At 66.8% G+C, this 19,234-nt stretch carries 20 protein-coding genes and 1 pseudogene; 6 read left to right on the forward strand and 15 right to left on the reverse strand.

Annotated elements, in window-relative coordinates:
- The first annotated feature begins 199 nt into the window (after positions 1-199).
- A complete protein-coding gene (locus tag ACTXG5_RS24260) occupies positions 200-958 on the forward strand; it encodes a GAF and ANTAR domain-containing protein (protein ID WP_445161216.1) in 759 nt (252 codons plus the stop codon).
- Positions 959-965: 7 nt separating this feature from the next.
- Here ACTXG5_RS24260 and ACTXG5_RS24265 read toward each other — a convergent pair whose 3' ends face one another.
- The 4 genes and pseudogenes from ACTXG5_RS24265 to rplS form a co-directional block, all read right to left on the reverse strand.
- Positions 966-1,271 (reverse strand): DUF2469 domain-containing protein, encoded by a 306-nt coding sequence (locus ACTXG5_RS24265; RefSeq protein WP_085196486.1) that lies wholly within the window; start codon positions 1,269-1,271, stop codon positions 966-968.
- A 15-nt stretch (positions 1,272-1,286) separates the two neighbouring features.
- A pseudogene (locus ACTXG5_RS24270) lies at positions 1,287-2,112 on the reverse strand (ribonuclease HII).
- A 2-nt stretch (positions 2,113-2,114) separates the two neighbouring features.
- On the reverse strand, positions 2,115-3,008 hold the full coding sequence (gene lepB, locus ACTXG5_RS24275) for a signal peptidase I (protein WP_445161217.1): 894 nt from the start codon (positions 3,006-3,008) through the stop codon (positions 2,115-2,117).
- 90 nt (positions 3,009-3,098) lie between these two features.
- A complete protein-coding gene (gene rplS / locus ACTXG5_RS24280; protein WP_313862369.1) occupies positions 3,099-3,440 on the reverse strand; it encodes a 50S ribosomal protein L19 in 342 nt (113 codons plus the stop codon).
- Positions 3,441-3,768: 328 nt separating this feature from the next.
- Here rplS and ACTXG5_RS24285 point away from each other — a divergent pair, with 328 nt between their 5' ends.
- Complete coding sequence (locus ACTXG5_RS24285) at positions 3,769-4,740, forward strand: hypothetical protein (protein ID WP_445161218.1); 972 nt, start codon at positions 3,769-3,771, stop codon at positions 4,738-4,740.
- Here the strand turns inward: ACTXG5_RS24285 and trmD are convergent.
- From trmD to ACTXG5_RS24315, 6 genes are all read right to left on the reverse strand, one after another.
- Positions 4,737-5,441 carry a tRNA (guanosine(37)-N1)-methyltransferase TrmD gene (gene trmD / locus ACTXG5_RS24290; protein WP_445161219.1) on the reverse strand — a complete coding sequence of 235 codons (705 nt, stop codon included), beginning with the start codon at positions 5,439-5,441 and terminating at the stop codon, positions 4,737-4,739. The genes ACTXG5_RS24285 and trmD overlap by 4 nt on opposite strands.
- Before the next feature lie 3 nt (positions 5,442-5,444).
- Complete coding sequence (rimM, locus tag ACTXG5_RS24295) at positions 5,445-5,990, reverse strand: ribosome maturation factor RimM (RefSeq protein ID WP_445161220.1); 546 nt, start codon at positions 5,988-5,990, stop codon at positions 5,445-5,447.
- A 12-nt stretch (positions 5,991-6,002) separates the two neighbouring features.
- The gene (locus ACTXG5_RS24300) at positions 6,003-6,245 is read right to left on the reverse strand and encodes an RNA-binding protein (protein WP_036354608.1); all 243 of its coding nucleotides are present in this window, start codon (positions 6,243-6,245) and stop codon (positions 6,003-6,005) included.
- An 8-nt stretch (positions 6,246-6,253) separates the two neighbouring features.
- A complete protein-coding gene (gene rpsP, locus ACTXG5_RS24305; RefSeq protein ID WP_445161221.1) occupies positions 6,254-6,829 on the reverse strand; it encodes a 30S ribosomal protein S16 in 576 nt (191 codons plus the stop codon).
- A gap of 200 nt (positions 6,830-7,029) precedes the next feature.
- A complete protein-coding gene (locus ACTXG5_RS24310) occupies positions 7,030-7,461 on the reverse strand; it encodes a nuclear transport factor 2 family protein (RefSeq protein WP_445161222.1) in 432 nt (143 codons plus the stop codon).
- A gap of 64 nt (positions 7,462-7,525) precedes the next feature.
- Positions 7,526-7,996, reverse strand: a complete 471-nt coding sequence (locus ACTXG5_RS24315) for a carboxymuconolactone decarboxylase family protein (protein ID WP_445161223.1) — start codon at positions 7,994-7,996, stop codon at positions 7,526-7,528.
- 101 nt (positions 7,997-8,097) lie between these two features.
- Between ACTXG5_RS24315 and ACTXG5_RS24320 the strand changes: the two genes are divergently transcribed.
- Positions 8,098-8,460 (forward strand): hypothetical protein, encoded by a 363-nt coding sequence (locus ACTXG5_RS24320; RefSeq protein ID WP_445161224.1) that lies wholly within the window; start codon positions 8,098-8,100, stop codon positions 8,458-8,460.
- 51 nt (positions 8,461-8,511) lie between these two features.
- A complete protein-coding gene (locus tag ACTXG5_RS24325) occupies positions 8,512-9,411 on the forward strand; it encodes a D-alanyl-D-alanine carboxypeptidase family protein (RefSeq protein WP_445161225.1) in 900 nt (299 codons plus the stop codon).
- Between the two features lie 8 nt (positions 9,412-9,419).
- On the opposite strand, the gene ACTXG5_RS24330 is transcribed toward ACTXG5_RS24325, so the two are convergent.
- The 5 genes from ACTXG5_RS24330 to ffh form a co-directional block, all read right to left on the reverse strand.
- Positions 9,420-10,022: a TetR/AcrR family transcriptional regulator gene (locus tag ACTXG5_RS24330; protein ID WP_445161226.1), complete on the reverse strand. Its 603-nt coding sequence runs from the start codon at positions 10,020-10,022 to the stop codon at positions 9,420-9,422.
- Between the two features lie 9 nt (positions 10,023-10,031).
- The gene (locus tag ACTXG5_RS24335) at positions 10,032-11,843 is read right to left on the reverse strand and encodes an N-acyl-D-amino-acid deacylase family protein (protein WP_445164568.1); all 1,812 of its coding nucleotides are present in this window, start codon (positions 11,841-11,843) and stop codon (positions 10,032-10,034) included.
- Between the two features lie 89 nt (positions 11,844-11,932).
- On the reverse strand, positions 11,933-13,669 hold the full coding sequence (locus tag ACTXG5_RS24340; protein ID WP_445161227.1) for a serine/threonine-protein kinase: 1,737 nt from the start codon (positions 13,667-13,669) through the stop codon (positions 11,933-11,935).
- A 65-nt stretch (positions 13,670-13,734) separates the two neighbouring features.
- Positions 13,735-14,805, reverse strand: coding sequence for an amidohydrolase family protein (locus ACTXG5_RS24345; protein WP_445164569.1), 1,071 nt, complete (start codon positions 14,803-14,805; stop codon positions 13,735-13,737).
- A 13-nt stretch (positions 14,806-14,818) separates the two neighbouring features.
- Positions 14,819-16,396 carry a signal recognition particle protein gene (gene ffh, locus ACTXG5_RS24350; protein ID WP_445161228.1) on the reverse strand — a complete coding sequence of 526 codons (1,578 nt, stop codon included), beginning with the start codon at positions 16,394-16,396 and terminating at the stop codon, positions 14,819-14,821.
- Between the two features lie 150 nt (positions 16,397-16,546).
- Here ffh and ACTXG5_RS24355 point away from each other — a divergent pair, with 150 nt between their 5' ends.
- Together ACTXG5_RS24355 and ACTXG5_RS24360 are read left to right on the forward strand one after the other, a co-directional pair.
- Positions 16,547-17,353, forward strand: a complete 807-nt coding sequence (locus tag ACTXG5_RS24355; protein WP_445164570.1) for an alpha/beta hydrolase — start codon at positions 16,547-16,549, stop codon at positions 17,351-17,353.
- 147 nt (positions 17,354-17,500) lie between these two features.
- Positions 17,501-19,231 (forward strand): DEAD/DEAH box helicase, encoded by a 1,731-nt coding sequence (locus ACTXG5_RS24360; protein ID WP_445161229.1) that lies wholly within the window; start codon positions 17,501-17,503, stop codon positions 19,229-19,231.
- Positions 19,232-19,234 lie beyond the last annotated feature (3 nt).

The following is a 19,234-nucleotide window of genomic DNA, read 5'->3' on the forward strand; positions in this document are numbered from 1 at the left end:
GGGGTGTGGCCAAATCTCGCGTGAATCCAAGCCTCCAGCCCGGAAGTCGGTGGTTAACGGGCGTGTTTGTTCTAATGTCTTCTTGGGTCTTCGGTTATCGGCGTGGTGCACCGCATCTGCATCGGTCACTAAGGGATTAGGTAATGGGGAGACAGCGGGTGGGGCTCACGCACCGACACCGCCAGAAGTGAGGCACAACATGGCAGACGAATCGGAGGAATTCCCGCCGGGCGGCGAGAAGGCCGACCCAGCGACGGTATTCGCGGCCCTCGCCGAGATCATTTATCAAGGCTCGGACGTCAAGGAGATGTACGCGGCGATCTGCATCGCCGCGACGTTGACCGTGCGCGGCTGTGACCACGCCAGCCTGTTGGTGCTCGACAACGATCGCTACCTCACCGTCGGCGCGAGCGACCGGGTCGCATGGGAAATCGACGAGATGGAACGCCGCGCCGGCGACGGCCCCTGCGTCGACGCGATCGAGGAAGAGACTCCCCAGATCGACACCGATCTGACGACCCCCTCCCTGTGGCCCAAGCTGGCGGCCAAGCTTGTCGAGGAGACGCCGGTGCGCGGGGCCATGGGATTTCGGCTCCTGGTCAACAAACGCAAGGGGGCCGCGCTCAACCTGTTCAGCGACACCCCCAACAGTTTCGACGACGAGTCCGCCGGCCGAGCCGCGGTGCTGGCCTCGTTCGCCAGCGTGGCCATCAACGCGGTGGCTAAGGGGGAAGATGCCGCCAGCCTGCGACGGGGACTGCTCAGCAACCGCGAAATCGGCAAGGCGGTCGGTATGTTGATGCTGCTGCATGGGATGACCGAAGACGAGGCGTTCGACCTGCTGCGCCGGCACTCCCAGGGGCTGAATATCAAGCTGGCCGATGTGGCGCGAGAGGTCATCGATCGGCGGGGCGGCCTGCCAACCAACGGCGAGCAGGGACTCCCGCCCGGCACATAGCCGGCCGCTATTCGGGTAGCCGCAGCTCGGGCTTCTCGACTTCTTCGATGTTGACGTCTTTGAACGTGACCACCCGCACCTGCTTGACGAACCGGGCCGGCCGGTACATGTCCCAGACCCAGGCATCGGAGAGTCGGAGCTCGAAGTACACCTCGCCCTCGGCGTTGCGCGGCACCATCTCCACGCTGTTGGCCAGGTAGAAGCGCCGTTCGGTTTCCACGACGTAGCTGAACTGGCCGACGATGTCCTTGTATTCGCGGTAGAGCGAGAGCTCCATCTCAGTTTCGTACTTTTCGAGATCCTCCGCGCTCATCTGCCACTCATCTGTTCAGACGTCCTTTTCCCTGCAGTTTCCCGACTCCCCGTTCGGGCCGCTGCTGGACAGCATGGTCGCCGGGTGAGAAGTCTGCTTCCATCTTTCCTCACGGGTATCCGCCGCGCTCGCCCGGAGGGTCCGGTTTGCATTCGGCCACCACCTGCGTGCGGGAGCCCTGCCGGGATGGCGAGGCCACGCGCCGGACGTTGATGAACGAATAGCGGTGCTCAGCACACGGTCCGAGCCGGCTCAGCGCCGTGCTGTGCGCGGGAGTGCTGTAACCCTTGTGGTCGGCGAAACCGTAACCCGGATGGTCGGCGTCCATCGCGACCATCAGCCGGTCCCGGCTCACCTTCGCCAGCACGCTGGCGGCGGCGATGCAGGCGGCGGCCGCGTCCCCACCGATCACCGGCAACGAGGGCATCGGCAGCCCGGGCACGCGAAAGCCGTCGCTCAGCACGTAACCGGGGCGCACCGGCAGACCGGCCACCGCACGCCGCATGCCTTCGATATTGGCTACGTGCACGCCGCGCCGGTCGACTTCGACCGACGTGATGAACACCACGTGATAGGCCACCGCGTAACGGCAGATCAGGGGGAACAGCTTCTCCCGAACCTTCTCGGTGAGTTTCTTCGAATCATCAAGGGCGGCAAGACTTTCCAGGCGGTTCGGCCCCAACACGCAGGCCGCAACGACCAGCGGGCCCGCGCAGGCACCGCGGCCCACCTCGTCCACCCCGGCCACCGGTCCCAGACCGCCGCGATGCAGCGCCGATTCCAGGGTGCGTAGCCCCGACAATTTGCGGATCACCGTCCGCGGCGGCCACGTCGTGGCCATGGCTACTGACCTTGCTGAGGGTTCACCGAACCGACGCCGCCCCATCGTGCCGGCGGCCAGACGATGAACCTGGCCTTGCCGATGACATTGGCCACCGGCACCGTCCCCGACATCGGATCGCCGGTGCACAGGATGCCTTTGATCGCGTCGGCCGGGGTGCTGGTGCAGTGGGCGCGCGAGTCCGCCGAATGGGTGCGGTTGTCCCCCATCACCCACAGCCGTTCTGGTGGGACGGTGACCGGCCCGAACTCGCTGCCCAGGCACGGGTACACCGACGGGTCGGCCATCATGGTGGCCGGATTCAGGAACGGCTCCTTGAGTGGCTTGCCGTTGACCGTCAACCCGGTATCAGCACGGCACTGCACCGTCTGCCCGCCGACCGCGATGACCCGCTTCACCAGATCGTTCTCGTCCGGAGGCACGAATCCGACGAACGACAACGTGTTCTGGATCCAGCGCAGCGCGGTGTTGTTGGACCGGATCGACTTGTATCCGGTGTTCCAGGACGGCGGTCCCTTGAAGACGATGACATCACCGGGGTGCGGCGAGCCGAAGCGGTAACTGAGCTTGTCGACCATGATCCGGTCGCCGACGCAGCCCGTACATCCGTGCAGCGTGGGCTCCATGGACTCCGACGGAATCAGGTACGGACGCGCCACGAACGTCAACATGACGTAGTAGAGGACGATCGCGGTAACCGCCAGGATCGCGAGCTCGCGCAGCGCGGACTTCTTCTTGGGTTCCGCCTCGTCCGCGTCGGGCTCATCCCCCGGTTCGGGCTGGGTGGTGGCGTCGGCCGCTTCGTTCAAGGTCGCGTCTGGGGCGCGGGTGGAGACCTTCGGCTCCGACTGACCAGGCTCGGACTGGGGCTCAGGTGAGTCCGTGGAATCCGTCACGAGATCAGAGTAGCCAGCGCAGTTTGTGTGTTTGTAAAGCGTCTTCTAGACCGGACAAGCGAGCCGCAGCGGCCGCCGAGACGTGCGCGGTCAGCGCTTCTCCTTGATCTTGGCCTTCTTGCCGCGGAGTTCACGCAGGTAGTAGAGCTTGGCGCGGCGGACATCGCCACGGGTCACCACCTCGATATGGTCGATGGTCGGCGAATGCACCGGGAAAGTCCGCTCGACGCCGACCCCATAGCTCTCCTTGCGCACGGTGAAGGTCTCGCGGATGCCACCGCCCTGCCGGCGGATCACCACGCCCTTGAACACCTGGACCCGCTCCTTGGCGCCCTCGATGACCTTGACGTGCACGTTGATGGTGTCGCCCGGGCTGAAGGCCGGGATGTCGTCGCGCAGCGACGCCTGGTCGATGAAGTCCAGCCTGTTCATCTGAGAGACACTTCCTTGCGGTCACGGCGTGCGGCAACTGCGCCGCACGCGGGGGTGGTCGTTAAAGCCGAGGGGTTTCGGGCTTCGGGTCGTATGTCGCAGCAGGCGGAAAGCGGCCCGGCCGGCCGACTACCGCTGGAGACAACTGGTCAATTGTGCCAGACACCCGGCGTGCATTGAAAATCACAGGTAAACCCTGCGGTTCACGGCGCGCCGAACTCGCTGGTGAGTGGTACATATGACTGGGGTCAATACGCGCTCGCCCGGGGCAGATTGCGGTACGGCCGCCTAAATGCATATTTACATTAGTGGACTGGGAGAAGAACAGATGCGTGCACGCCCGCTCACCGCGCTCGCCGCCATCGCGGCGGTGACGCTGGTGTTGGCCGGGTGTGACGAAGCGATGCTCGTGGCAAAGGCCCAGGCAAAGGCCCAAACGAAGGTATCCAGCAAGTCCACCCCCGGCGCGCCCGATCGCGAGCCGCAACTCATTCAGCTGCTGCTGGACACCGTCGAGACGCCCGGGATGCCCGAGGCGCCGCCCAACGCCGGATCCGGCGGTCTGCAGGCCCGCATCCAGCAGGCAACCGAACAGGCCGCCGCCAGCGGGGCCACGCTCTCGGTGGGCATCCTGGACCGCAGGACCCATGAGCTGATCTCCAACGGCAACACCCAGATCATCGGTACCGCGTCGGTGGCCAAGCTGTTCATCGCCGACGACCTGCTACTACAGGAAGCCCAGGGCAAGACCACCTTGTCCCCTAGCGACCGTCAGGCATTGGACGTCATGTTGCAGTCGTCCGACGACGGAGCCGCCGAGAAGTTCTGGGATCAGGGCGGCGGCGACAACATCATCAGCCAGGTGGCGAGCCGATACGGGCTGGCGTCCACCACCCCGCCCTCGGACGGACGCTGGTGGAACACGATGAGCTCGCTGACCGACCTGATCTACTACTACGACAAGTTGCTCGACGGGGCCGGCGGGCTCCCCGCGGAGCGGGCCAAGATCATCGTCAACGACCTGGCCCAATCCACCCCGAACGGTATCGACGGCTACCCGCAGCGGTTCGGCATCCCCGACGGTTTGTTCGCGGAGCCAGTGGCGGTCAAGCAAGGCTGGATGTGCTGTATCGGCACCGAGTGGATGCATCTGTCCACCGGCGTGGTGGGCGCGGACCGCCGCTACATCGTGGTGGTCGAGTCGCTGCAGTCCTCCGACGACGCCACGGCGCGCGCGACGATCACCCAGGCGGTCAAAACGATGTTCCCCAACGGCCGGATCGGGCCCACAACCTTCTAAGCGCCAGACGATTTGCCCGGCTCGAGATCGGGGCGGCGATCGCGGGTGCGCTGCAGCGAAACCTCCCGGCGCCAGGCGGCAATGCGCGCATGATCGCCGGACAGTAGAACCTCGGGGACCTCGAGGTCCCGCCAGCTCGGCGGCCGGGTGTAGCTGGGCCCCTCCAACAGACCCTCGAGCACCGGCGAGTGCGAATCCTCGCGATGCGACGCAGGATTGCCCAGCACGCCGTCCATCAGGCGCACTACGGCCTCGATCATCACAATGGCCGCGGACTCGCCGCCCGGCAGCACATAGTCGCCGATCGACACTTCTTCGACCCGCATCCGCCGACCGGCATCCTCGACGACGCGCTGGTCGATGCCCTCGTAGCGGCCGCAGGCGAACACCAGGTGCTTTTCGGCGCTCCAGCGCTGGGCGGTTGCTTGGGCGAACAGCTCACCGGCGGGGCTCGGAATAACCAATAGTGTTTCACTGGACGAGATTTCATCCAGTGCGTCGCCCCACACCGGCGCCTTCATCACCATGCCGGGGCCGCCGCCATAGGGCGCGTCGTCGACCGAGCGATGCACATCGTGGGTCCACCGCCGCAAATCGTGCACCTGGAGATCGACCAGACCCGACTCGATCGCCTTGCCCGGCAACGATTGTCGCAACGGGTCCAGGTATGCCGGAAAAATCGTGATGACGTCGATGCGCACCCGCTACTCCAAATCCAGCAGGCCCTCGGGCGGGTCGATTTCGACCATCCGGTCGTCCAGCGACACCGACGTGACGATCGCATTCACGAACGGCACCAACAATTCCCGGGTTTCGCCGTCGTCACTTCGGCGTACCGCCAGCAACTCTCCGCCAGCGGTGTGCAGCACTTCGGCGACGACGCCGACATCCTGGCCCGTCGCGGTGCGAACGTGCAGGCCTTCGAGCTGGTGGTCGTAGTAGGTGTCCGGCTCGTCGATCGGCGGGAGGTCGTCGGAGTCCACGACAAAGAGGCTGCCGCGCAACCCGTCGGCGGCGTCGCGGTCGTCCACTCCGTCCAATCGCACCAGCAGCCGCCCGCCATGATCGCGCATGGCAGCGACAATGTAGCTGCGCTCCTGGCCCTTGCCGTCTGCGCGGCTGCGGGATGGCTTGGCGCGCAAGGTATTACCCGACGCAAACCGGGCGCCGGGGTCATCGGTGTGAGCCTCGACGACCAACTCGCCGGTGATGCCGTGGGCTTTTACGACGCGCCCGACGAGCAGCTCCATGAGCGCGCTCCGCTACTGGTCGGTGTCCACCACGTCGACACGGATACCGCGGCCGCCGATGCCGGCGACCAGCGTGCGCAACGCGGTCGCGGTACGTCCCCCGCGACCGATCACCTTGCCCAGATCGTCGGGATGGACATGGACCTCGACCGTCCGACCCCGCCGGCTCGTCACGAGGTCCACCCGGACATCGTCAGGGTTGTCCACGATTCCGCGGACCAGATGTTCAACAGCGTCGACGACGACCGTACTCATTGCGACAGTCAGCTTTCGGTGGTCGGTTCGGGCTGTTCGCCACCCTCGGCGGCTGCCTCGGCGGGCTTTTCAGCCTCAGCCGCGGGCTTTTCAGCCTCGGCCGCGGGCGTTTGCGCCTCGGCTTCCGTTGCGGCTTCAGTAGTGGCTTCGGTTGCGGCTTCAGTGCTGGGCTCGTCGGCCTTCGCGGCCTTCTTGGCCGGGGCCTTCTTCTTCGGCTTCGCGGCCTCGGTGGTCGGTCCGCCGTCCGCCTCGGCCAGCGCGGCGTTGAACAGCTCCAGCTTGCTGGGCTTGGGCGCGGCGACCTTCAGGGTGCCCTCGGTGCCGGGCAGGCCTTTGAACTTCTGCCAGTCGCCGGTGATCTTCAGCAGCTTGAGGACGGGTTCGGTCGGCTGAGCCCCCACGGAGAGCCAGTACTGGGCGCGCTCGGAGTCGATTTGGATGAGGCTCGGCTCTTGCTTCGGGTGATAACGGCCGATCACCTCGATCGAGCGGCCGTCGCGGCGGTTGCGTGCGTCGGCGACGGCGATGCGGTACTGGGGATTGCGGATTTTGCCAAACCGCGCGAGCTTGATCTTGACGGCCATGGTTGAGCGATTTCTCCTGTGTGTGTCACGCTGCAATTCAGCGATCGGGACGGAATGCCCGGGTCCGGTTTTGCCTTGCGTGTATGACCACCGAACAAGCACCCCGAAAACGGGGCGGGTCGCGCGGCGGACAGCCGCCTATTGTGCCAGAAGGACGGCCCTCGGAAGAAATTCGCCCAGCCGCGGCCTGCACCGCGGCCTCACATCACCTTCTGGAAGACCTTCGTCTCGACCCGGCGCGTCATCCGCCAGCCCTCCGCGGTGCGCACGAACTCGTCGTCGTACCAGAGGCCGCAGAACATCACCTGGTCTTGCTTCTTGGCCGGGTCGGCGGGAAAAACCATCGGGTTGAAGCAGATCACCCGCGACGAGGCCTTGTCACCGTCGACCTGGACCGAGAAGTTGCCGAGCATGTGCGCGTACACCGGAAAGCCCGGCAGCACCTCGGACAGCCACTTCTTGACCTCGGGATAGGGGCCTTCGATACCGCCCAGCGCCGTGTAATCGATGTAGGCGTCTTCGGTGAACACCTTGTCCAAATCGTCGAATCGGCGCTGATCAATGGCGGTGGAATAGTCCACCATCAGCTGCTGGATCTCCAGACGGTCAGAAATTTCGGCCAGGCTCAACATGCATCGATTCAACACCCGGGGTGTTGTCGGCAGCGAGGCGCCTCCGCTGCTGGCTGACCGCTGGTCAGTTCTGCTGTGTTTCAGCGTGTTTCACCGCTGCCGGCGGGCTGCGGAAGCTGATCGCCAACCGGTTGTAGGTGTTCATCAGCCCGATTGCCAGCGTCAAGTCGACCAGTTCCTTGTCGTCGAAGTGCGCCGATACCGCCGCATACGCGCTGTCGGGCGCACCGGTGCGCGATATCCGGGTGACGCTTTCCGCCCACGCCAGGGCGGCCCGCTCGCGGCTATCGAACAGCTCACCGGCTTCCTCCCACACCGGGACCAGGGCGATCTTTTCGTTCGACACCCCCAAATCGCGCAGTTCCCGCGAGTGCATGTCGATGCAGTAGGCGCAACCGTTGATCAGTGACACCCGCAGGTACACGCTGGTCAAAAGCTCCGGCGACAGACCCGACTGGCTGACGTAGAGGTGGACGCCACCAAGCGCCTTCACACCCCGCGGGGCCACCTGTGCGTAGTCGATTCGTTCACTCATAGCTATCGATTCAACACCCGGGCCTCCCCGGGCAGCGTGCCGGGGACTGGCCAGGTAAATCGCAGTACCGCGCAAAGCCGTCGAGGAGAATAATCCCAGCTATGAAGGCAGGAATCGCCTGCTTAGCAACGGCGGCGTTGTTGTGCGCCGGGTTGGCTGCGCTTGGCCAGGCCGAGCGTTTCGCCGCGGCCGCTCCCGGGGGCTGTGCGCCGGGAAGCTCCTGCCAGCGCTGGTGCCCGGGTGACCCCGATCCGGCGGGCAGGCCAATGCCGTGGGACTCGAATGTCTGCCACGACTTCTACTGGGATTACGCGGGCGTCCACGACATCGGCACCGGCACCTTCTACTCGTGGTCGTCGCTTCCGTTCAAGAAGCCGCCTCCGCCCGGTCCGGTGCCCACCCAGACTTCCTACCTACCGCTACCTGCGCTTCCGTTCTGCCCGGTGCCGCCCTGGTGCCCGTGAGGTAACGACACCACGGGCGTCGCGCGGGCCTGGACGTTAAACTTTGCGCCCATGCGGAAACTCATCGCCGCAGTTGCTGCTCTGCTCATGGTCGGCACCTGCGGTGCCACCGTCGGCGCGGCGACCGCTCCCATGTCCCGGGCCGACAGTCTGCAGCCGGTCGGCTCGGTGCCGATCCCCGACGGTCCGGCCCAGACCTGGATCCTGGCCGATCTCGACAGTGGTCAGGTGCTGGCCGACCGCGACCAGAACGTGGCCCACCCGCCCGCGAGCACCATCAAGGTGCTGTTGGCGCTGGTGGTCCTGGACCAGGTGAGCCTGGATTCCACCGTCGTCGCCGACGTCGCCGACACCCAGGTCGAGTGCAACTGTGTCGGCATCAAACCCGGCCGCACCTACACGGCGCGTCAGCTGCTCGACGGGCTGCTGCTGGTTTCCGGCAACGATGCCGCCAACACACTGGCGCACCTGCTGGGCGGCGCCGACGTCACGGTGGCCAAGATGAACGCGAAGGCCGCCTCACTCGGGGCGACCAGCACCCAAGCCGCCACCCCGTCCGGCCTGGACGGGCCCAACGGCTCCGGGGCCTCGACCGCCCACGACCTGGCCGTCATCTTCCGGGCCGCGATGGCCAACCCGATGTTCGCCCACATCACTTCCGAGCCGTCGGCGATGTTCCCCGCCGACACGCCTGACGGGGGCGAACGCCCCATCACCAACCAGGACGAACTGCTGACCCGCTATCCGGGCGCCATCGGCGGCAAGACCGGGTTCACCAACGCGGCCCGCAAGACCTTCGTCGGCGCCGCTTCGCGCGGTGGGCGCCGTCTGGTGGTCGCGATGATGTACGGGCTGTTGAAGCCGGGCGGACCGACCTACTGGGATCAAGCCGGCAGCTTGTTCGATTGGGGTTTCGCGCTCAACCCGCAGTCCAGCATCGGCTCGCTGTAAACCCGTTGCTAGGAGCCCTGATTCGGCACCAATCCGGTGATCAGCGCGGATAGCAACGCAATTCGTTGCTCCTCGATATCGGGTTCCGGGAAAATCCCGCGCACGATCGCCGCGCCGTCGAAGACGTTCGTCAGCAACGCCACCAGAACCGGGAACGTCTCGGATCCGATGGCGTCGGCACCCGGGAGTGCCCGCGCAGCGTCAAGAATCTTCGCGGTGTACTGCGCCAGGACGTCGCGCAGATGAGCGTTGAGCTTCTCGTCGGTGCGCGCGGCGATCATCAGTTCGTAGAGCACCGCGTTCGTCGAGCTGCCGGTGATGTCCCGCAGAATCGTCAGCGCCGCTTCCAGCGCCGGCCGGTCGGCCGGGATTTCGGCGACCTGCTTGGTGAATGACTCCACCTGCCGGCGCAGCACCTCCGACGCCGTCGCCGCCATGAAGTCGCTCATCGTCTCGAAGTGACGGAACAGGGCGCCGACGGACACCCCGGCCCGCTTGGTGATCACCGCGGCCGAAGCCCGCGCGTAGCCGACCTCGACGATGCTGGTGACGGACGCTTCGAGGAGCCGCCCGACGGTCTCCTCACGGCGTTGCTGCTGAGTCCTGGCCATTTCGGACGCTCACACCAGCGCAGCGGAACGCTGCTCGCGCTGACTGCGCGCACCCGCGCGCAGGTAGCGGCCCGACTTCACGGTCTGCCCGTAGCCCTCGCGGAACTGGCCCGCGCGGAAGACCACCGCGCCGTTGACGCCCGTCGCGACGACGGCCTCGTCGTTGCGATTGACCATGCGCCGCAAGCCGCCGTAGAAGGGGACCTCTTCTTCGTGGTAGGCGTCGACCTCGTCGGTGAGGCCGGCCGGGTCGATCACCACGAAGTCGGCACGGTCACCCTGCCGCAGCGTGCCGGCGTCGATGCCGAACCACTCCGCCAGCTCGCCGGTCAAACGATGCACGGCCCGTTCGGTGGACATGAACGGCGCGCCGGCCCGGTAGGCATCCCGGGTCCGCTTGAGCAGCTTCACCGGGAAGTTGTAGAAGGCCATGTTGCGCAGGTGCGCACCGGCATCCGAGAAACCCATGTGCACGCTGTCCTCGTTGGCGAGTGCGTTGAGCAGCTTGGGCCGGTGGTTGGCCACGATGGTTGTCCACCGGACGTTGCGTTCACCGTTTTCGACGAGCACATCGAGGAACGCGTCGAGCGGGTGCAGTCCGCGCTCGTCGGCGATCGCGCCGAAGCTCTTGCCGATCAACGACTTATCGGGGCACTCCACGATGACCGCGTCGTGGAAGTCGCGGTGCCACAACGACGGTCCGAGCTTGAGCTTGTCGAACTGGCGCCGGAACCGGCGACGGTACTCCTTGTCGGACAGTAACTCGTTGCGCTGCAACTGGTCCCGCAGATGCAGGGCCGCCGTGCCGGCACCGAACTCTTCGAAGACCGGCAGGTCGATTCCGTCGGAATACAACTCGAACGGGACAGGCAGGTGCTGGAACCGCAGACTGGAACCCAGCAACTTGTTCGCCAGGCGAGTCGCCGGCCCCATGACGTATACCGCAAGCGGCATCGACTTGGCGTCGGCCGAGACCAGCAGGCTCATCCGAACTCCCTTGCCGCGACCGAAGATCCGGCTACTGGTCAGGAAGAACATCAGCGCCGATGCGGGGTTCTCCACGTCGGGGGCGCTCTGCAGGATCCGGCCGTGCTTGCGCAGCACCTTGATCAGCTTGCGCCGTTCCCGCCAGGTCGCGAAGGTGGACGGCAGCGCTCGCGACCGGAAGCGGTCGCCGTCGAGTTTGTCGATCGCCGCGTCCATGCCCGACATGCCGAGCATCCCGGCTTCGAGCGCCTCCTCGAGCAGTGTCGCCATTCTCTCCAGCTCGGCCGCCGTGGGCTTGACGGTGTCGTCGGTGGCGCGTTCGAGTCCCAGCACCGTGGTGCGCAGGTCCGAATGTCCAAGCAGCGAGCCGACGTTCGGCCCGAGTGGCAGCGCGTCGATGGCCGCGATGTATTCCGCGGCGGTGGTCCATGTCCTATTGTCTTCCAGCGCACCGAGGACGTATTTGCGCGGCACCGCCTCGACCCGGCTGAACAGGTCGGCGGCGTCTTCGGTGCTCGCATACACCGTCGACAGCGAGCAGTTGCCCAGCAGCACCGTGGTGACACCGTGGCGCACCGACTCGCGCAGGCCGGGGTCCAGCAGCACCTCGGCGTCGTAGTGGGTGTGCACGTCGAGGAAGCCGGGCATGATCCACTTGCCCGCCGCGTCGATCACCTCGGGACAGCCGGTCTCGTCCAGCGACCCGGCCGTCACCGTGGCCACCACGCCGTCGCGGATACCCAGGGTGCGGGTGTGCGGCGCGCTGCCCGTTCCGTCAAACCACAATCCGTCGCGGATGATCACGTCGTAAGTCACTGTCGCCTCCAGGTCGATTGATGCAGCGAACCTATCATAGATAGTGAGCACTCGCAATCTTTTCTCCAGATGCGCGGCTCCCCCGTACAAAGTGCCGGTCAACCGGGTCAGCGACCCGGCTTGGACCGTGGTGCCTGCGGGGCGCTGGGCGTTGTGGGTGCGCCCGCGCTCGGCAGGCTGGTGGCTTCGGGAATCGATACCGGATCCGGCACGTAGACGCCGACCGGCATGTCGGTGGTGCGGCTGAGCTTGGCGGGGACCCGGACCATCGACCCTCGCTGGCCGCACTCGTCGGTTTGCACGGCAAGCTCCATTTCGCCGACCAGGTCACCCTGCGGGTTGGGCCGCAGCACCAGCGTCTGCACCATGGTCTCCGTCTTTGCCGGACCGCTGGCCGTCACGCACGGAAACGGCTCCGTTTCCGGCCGCGACTGCCATTGACCATCGGTGAACCGAAAGATCACGGGACGGCCGCCACCCGCCGTAGCCGGCTGGGTGTGATCGTTGTTGTCCAGCAGTATCGCGGCGGCCGAACAATACGACGGCGTGCACGACGAGCGGAACGCCCACCAGGTCGTGACGTCCGGTGGTTGAGGGCTGGGTGTGTAGTCGAAAGTCTCCTTGGAGCGCTCGACCTCGAGGCGATAGGTGCCGTCCAGCGGGGTCGGCGGGCCGGACTGGGCGCTGGGCGGCGGTAGCGCGACGGCCGCGGCCGACGCGCTGGACGGGGGGCTCGCCGCCCGCGCGGCGGTCGACTCCATCTTTCGCCCGGTGACAATGCCGAACGCGAACAGCCCGATGAGCACCACGATCGCCGCGGCACCGACCACGATCTTGCGGGGCCGCCGCTTGGTCGGCAGGCTGGCCGGGGCTTCTGCATCGGATCCGGCGGCGCGGTGGGGTGCGGCGCCCGGTACGACGCCCGGTATGTCAGAGTCCCCGGGCCAGCCGTAGGCGGGGTAATCCAGGACAAGAACACCCTCCGGACTGCGATCACCGCTCAAATCGCCGGCCGCCTCGTTGACCGCGTCGGCGAACTCGCGGCAGGTCTTGAAGCGGTCGGCGGGTCTGGTGGCCAGGGCTCGCACGAACACACCATCCAGGCGAGCCAGCTCCGGGCGTTGATCACTCAGTTTCGGCGGCGTACCGCTCAACAGCTCCCGCAGCGCGGCGGCCGCAGTGAGATATTCGGTCGGCGGCGCCCCGGTCAGCAGGTGAAAGGCGGTGGCCGCCAACGCGTACTGATCGGCACGTCGACCGATATCGGCGCCCATCAACTGTTCGGGCGCGGCGTAACCCACCGTGCCGGCCGGAACATGAGACCCGACCACCCCCGAGTGATCGGCGAGTTGCCGAGCTATTCCGAAGTCGGACAACAGAATCCGTTGTTCGCCATCGCCGCGGCCGGTTAGCAATATGTTGGCCGGTTTGACGTCACGATGCAGCAAACCGCGTTGATGCGCATAGTCGAGAGCGTCGGCCACCGCGGTGACGATCGCCAATACCTCGCCGGCAGGCCACACCGCCGGAAAACGATCCTTCAGGAGCTGCGCGGCGTTGCTGCCCTCCACGTAGTCCGTCGCGGTCCACAGCTGTCCGTCGAAGTCGCCACGGTCATGCACCTCGACGATGTTCGGGTGATACAGACTCGACACCGTCGGGGTCTCCGACAGAAAACGCCGGCGGAATTGACTGTCCGACGACAAGGCCAGCGAAAGGATCTTCAGGGCCTGCCAGCGCGCCGAACGAGGATCCTGAACAAGGTAGACCTCTCCAGTCACCCCGGATCCCAGCTTTCGCGCGACGGTATAACCGGCAAAAACCGCGCCGCTGGCCAACGCCATCAGCAGATTCTATCCGCCGGCGCGTTGCCGCGCCCATCTGGCGCCCGGCTGGCTCGCGGCATGCTTCAGGGCCGAAACATGTTGCCGCGCAGGATCACCAGGTCGGGTTGGGTCAACACACCGGGACCCTGCCGCGGGTCCTGCGCGTAGCACACCAGGTCCGCCGACGCCCCGTGATCCAGGCCGGGCCGGCCCAACCATGCACGGGCATCCCAGCACGCCGCCCCCAGCGCGGCGGTGGGGCTCATCCCGATCCCCTTGAGGGCCTCGACCTCGTCGACGATCCGGCCGTGCGCGATCATCGTGCCGGCGTCACTGCCGGCGTAGATCGGCACGCCGGCATCCACGGCCGCCGCGATCCGCCCGGGGCAACGCGCATACAGATCGCGCATGTGCGCGGCATAGGTCGGGTAACGCTTCGCCGCCTCGGCGATACCCGGGAAGTTGTCGATGATGTTGATCAGGGTGGGGACCAATACGGTTCCGTGCTCGAGCATCAGGGCGATGGTGTCGTCGGTGAGCCCGGTGCCGTGCTCGATGCAGTCGATCCCCGCCCTGATCAACCCGGGCATCGCCTCGTCGCTGAAGACGTGGGCGGTGACCCGGGCACCGTGGGCGTGAGCCGTGTCGATCGCGGCCTTGAGTACGTCGTCGGACCACAGCGGGGCGAGGTCGCCGACGCTGCGGTCGATCCAGTCGCCGACCAGCTTGATCCAGCCGTCACCGCGCTGCGCCTCGTGGGCCACCGCGGCCGGCAGCTGCGTTTCGTCTTCCAGCTCGACGGAGAAGCCGGCCTGGTAGCGCTTGGGTCTGGCCAGGTGCTTTCCGGCCCGGATGATGCGGGGCAGGTCGTCGTGGTCGTCGAGGCTGCGGGTGTCGGTGGGTGAGCCGCAGTCGCGCAACAGCAGCGCGCCGACATCGCGTTCAGCCTCGGCTTGAACGATCGCGTCATCGAGCGGGATCTCGCCGTGGTGGCCGAGCCCGACGTGGCAGTGCGCGTCCACCAGGCCGGGCAGGATCCAGCCTTGATCGAACACGGTGTCGGCGCCGGCAATCGGTTCCACGCTGATATGGCCGTCGACGATCCACAGCTCGATCTCGGTCTCGTCGGGCAACGTCCGACCTCGCACGTGCATCGGCACTGTGCGGCTACTTCTTGCCCGGGAACTTCAGCTTGGACAAGTCGAAATCGGCCAACCCGGGCGGCAGCTCGTTGAGGCCTTCGGGCATCTGCGACAGGTCGGGGAACCCCGGAGGCATCCCTGCCATCCCCGGCATGCCGGCTCCGAGCGGGTTGCGGGCCTTGGGTGGCGTCGGACCCCGTCCCCCCTTTTTGCCCTTCTTGCCTTTTGCTCCCTTGGCTTTACGGTTCGTGGACTTGCGGCCCATGCCCGGGATGCCCATGCCGCCGAGCATCGACGACATCATCTTGCGGGCTTCGAAGAAGCGGTCGACCAGCTGGTTGACCTCGGACACCGCCACGCCCGAACCGTTGGCGATGCGCAGCCGCCGCGAGGCGTTGATGATCTTGGGGTCGGCGCGCTCTTGCGGCGTCATCCCGCGGATGATGGCCTGCAACCGGTCGAGTTGGCTGTCGTCGACCTCGGCCAGCGCGTCCTTCATCTGACCGGCGCCGGGCAGCATGCCCAGCAGGTTGCCGATCGGTCCCATCTTGCGGATCGCGAGCATCTGCTCGAGGAAGTCCTCGAGGGTCAGCTCGCCGGCGCCGATCTTGGCGGCGGTGGCTTCGGCCTGCTCGGCGTCGAAGACCTGCTCGGCCTGTTCGATCAGGCTGAGCACGTCGCCCATGCCCAGGATGCGGCTGGCCATGCGGTCGGGGTGGAAGACGTCGAAGTCCTCCAGCTTCTCGCCGGTCGACGCGAAAAGGATTGGGACGCCGGTGACCTCGCGGACCGACAACGCGGCACCACCGCGGGCATCGCCGTCGAGCTTGGTCAACACCACACCGGTGAAGCCGACGCCCTCGCGGAACGCCTCGGCAGTCGTGACCGCATCCTGGCCGATCATCGCGTCCAGAACGAACAGCACTTCGTCGGGGTCGACGGCGTCCCGGATGGCCGCGGCCTGGCCCATCAGCTCGTCGTCGATGCCCAGCCGGCCCGCGGTGTCGACGATGACGACGTCGTGATGCTTGGCACGGGCTTCGGCGAGCCCGGCGGCCGCGACGGCGACGGGGTCACCGGGGCCGGCCTCGGACTCCCCACCTGAAGGGGCGCCGGGATGAGGCGCGAAGACGGGCACTCCGGCCCGTTGACCGACCACTTGCAGCTGGTTGACCGCGGCGGGCCGCTGCAGGTCGCAGGCCACCAGCAACGGCGTGTGCCCTTGGCCGCGAAGCCACGCGGCCAATTTCCCGGCCAGCGTCGTCTTGCCGGAACCCTGCAGGCCGGCGAGCATCACCACGGTCGGCGGCGTCTTCGCAAACGCCAGCTGGCGGGTCTGGCCACCGAGAATGCCGACGAGTTCTTCGTTGACGATCTTGACGACCTGCTGCGCCGGGTTAAGAGCACCGGACACCTCGGCGCCCCGGGCGCGGTCTTTGATCCGGCCGACGAATGCCCGCACGACGGGAAGTGACACGTCGGCTTCCAGCAGCGCGAGCCGAATTTCGCGGGTGGTGGCATCGATGTCGGCGTCGGTCAGTCGACCCTTGCCGCGCAGCCCTTGCAGGGCACCGGTCAACCGGTCGGACAGCGATTCAAACACCCCGCCAGCCTAGTGGAGGGTCAGCCGCGGCTCCCTACCGCCGCGAGCGTGCGGCCAGCTTCACACTCGACGCCCAGTGTGCGGCTAGCCGCACGTTCGGGAAGTGCGATGCCCCTTGACGGAGAAGCCGCCGCCAGCAAATGTCAGCTCATGCTCGAGGTAATCGACAAAGGATCCTGCAGCCAGGACCATCCCGTGCCGTTGCTCTTCGTGCACGGCGGGTGGCATGGCGCGTGGTGCTGGGACGACCATTTCCTGGATTACTTCGCCGACGCCGGCTACCGCGCGGTGTCGATGAGCCTGCGTGGGCACGGCGCCAGCCCCACACCCAAGCCGTTGCACAAGGTTTCCATCGCCGACTACCTCGACGACGTCGGTTCGGTCGCGGACGACCTGGGCGGCGGGCCGGTCCTGATCGGCCATTCCCTGGGCGGCTTCGTGATCCAGCGCTACCTCGAACAGCACAGCGCCCCGGCCGCGGTGCTGGTGGGCTCCGTGCCGCCGCAGGGCGTGCTCACCTTGGCGTTGCGCGTCTGGCGCCGTCGACCGTCGATGACCATGGAGGCCTGGACGGACCGCACGCTGCTGAAATTCCTCGCCACCCCGGCGCTGACCCGCGAGTACCTGTTCTGCGCGGACACGCCCGAGGCGATCGTCGAATCCTGCATGCGACGCGCCGGAGCCGAGAGCACTCGCGCCGCCATGATCGATCCGATGCTCCGCCGCGTCCGGACCCGGCGGCTCAAGACCCCGATTCTGGTGCTCGGCGCCCACTACGACGGCTTCGTCAGCGTCGACGAGGTGCGTGCCACCGCGCGCGCCTATGCGACCGAGCCGGAATTCTTCTCGATGGGCCATAACATGATGCTCGAACCGGGCTGGGCTGACGTCGCCGAACGGATCAACGTCTGGCTGCAGACCCGCGATTTAGCCAGCCCCTCCCAGCTTTCTGGATAACCCGGCAGCGTCGCTACAGCGCCGAAAAGCGTTGCCATGCTACATTTCACACCCGCCGTCACGCCGGTTAGCATCGCGGGCCGGACTTGCGTTTTTCCACGTTTTCAGGCGCGATCCCTAACTACGCGCCGGAGGGGAGCTGTGTCGATGCAGCCGGTCAGCACCGCCGACGCGACCATCGACGGCGGCGCGGCCGACAACCAACCACTGCGCGGCTGGCAGCGCCGAGCGTTGGTGAAGTATGTGGCCGCCGAGCCGCGCGACTTCCTCGCCGTGGCCACCCCCGGATCGGGGAAGACGACGTTCGCGCTGCGGGTGGTCGCCGAACTGCTGCGCACTCGCGCCGTCGAGCAGATCACCGTCGTGGTGCCCACCGAGCACCTCAAGGTGCAGTGGGCGCAGGCCGCGCAGCGGTACGGCATTTTCCTGGACCCGCGGTTCTCCAACACCAGCGCGGCGACCTCGCCGGAGTATCACGGCGTCATGGTCACCTACGCCCAGGTCGCATCGCATCCGACGCTGCACCGGGTGCGCACCGAGCAACGTAAAACCCTGGTCATTTTCGACGAGATCCACCATGGCGGTGACGCCAAGACCTGGGGCGACGCCATTCGGGAAGCCTTCAGCGACGCCACCCGCCGACTTGCCTTGACGGGCACACCGTTTCGCAGCGACGACAGCCCCATCCCGTTCGTCAGCTACGAATCAGGAGCCGACGGGGTGCGGCGTTCGCAGGCCGACCACTCCTATGGCTATGCCGAAGCGCTTGCCGACGGTGTGGTGCGGCCGGTGGTGTTCCTGGCCTACTCCGGTCTCGCGCGCTGGCGCGACAGCGCCGGCGAAGAGCACGAAGCACGCCTGGGCGAGCCGCTGTCCGCCGAGCAGACGGCGCGGGCGTGGCGCACCGCGCTGGACCCCGCCGGCGAATGGATGCCGGCGGTGATCACCGCCGCGGATCAGCGGCTGCGCCAGCTGCGCACACATGTACCCGACGCGGGCGGCATGATCATCGCGTCGGACCAGACCGCGGCCCGGGCGTATGCCGCCCTGTTGACGAAGCTGACGGGTGAGGCGCCGACGGTCGTGCTCTCGGACGACCCCGGATCGTCGGCCCGCATCAGCGAATTCGCCGAGAGCACCAGCCGCTGGCTGGTCGCGGTGCGCATGGTCTCCGAGGGCGTCGACGTACCCCGGCTGTCGGTCGGGATCTACGCGACCAGCGCCTCGACGCCACTGTTCTTCGCACAGGCCATTGGTCGGTTCGTGCGGTCCCGGCGGTCCGGAGAGAGCGCGAGCATCTTCGTGCCGTCGGTGCCCAACCTGCTGATGCTGGCCAGTGAGTTGGAAGCCCAGCGCAACCATGTGCTCGGCGAACCGCACCGCGAATCACTTGACGACCCGCTCCTCGATGACCCGGCCGTCAAGGCGCAAGACGAAAAGACGGAGCTGGAAAAGGGTTTCACCTCGTTAGGTGCCGATGCCGAATTGGATCAGGTCATCTTCGACGGCTCCTCGTTCGGCACCGCCACCCCGGCCGGAAGCGACGAGGAGGCCGACTACCTCGGCATCCCGGGACTGCTCGACGCCACCCAGATGCGGGCCCTGCTGCACCGCCGCCAGGACGAGCAGCTACAGAAGCGGGCCGCCTCGGGGCAGGCGGCACCCCCGCCGTCGGGTGCCATGCACGGTCAGCTCCGCGAGCTGCGCCGCGAACTCAACGCCCTGGTGTCGGTGGCCCATCACCGCACCGGCAAGCCGCACGGATGGATCCACAACGAACTGCGTCGGCGCTGCGGAGGGCCGCCGATCGCCGCCGCCACCCGCGACCAGCTCAGGGAGCGCATTGATGCTGTGCGGCAATTGAATTCGGAGCAATAAGGC

This window comes from Mycobacterium sp. Dal123C01 (assembly GCF_052566995.1).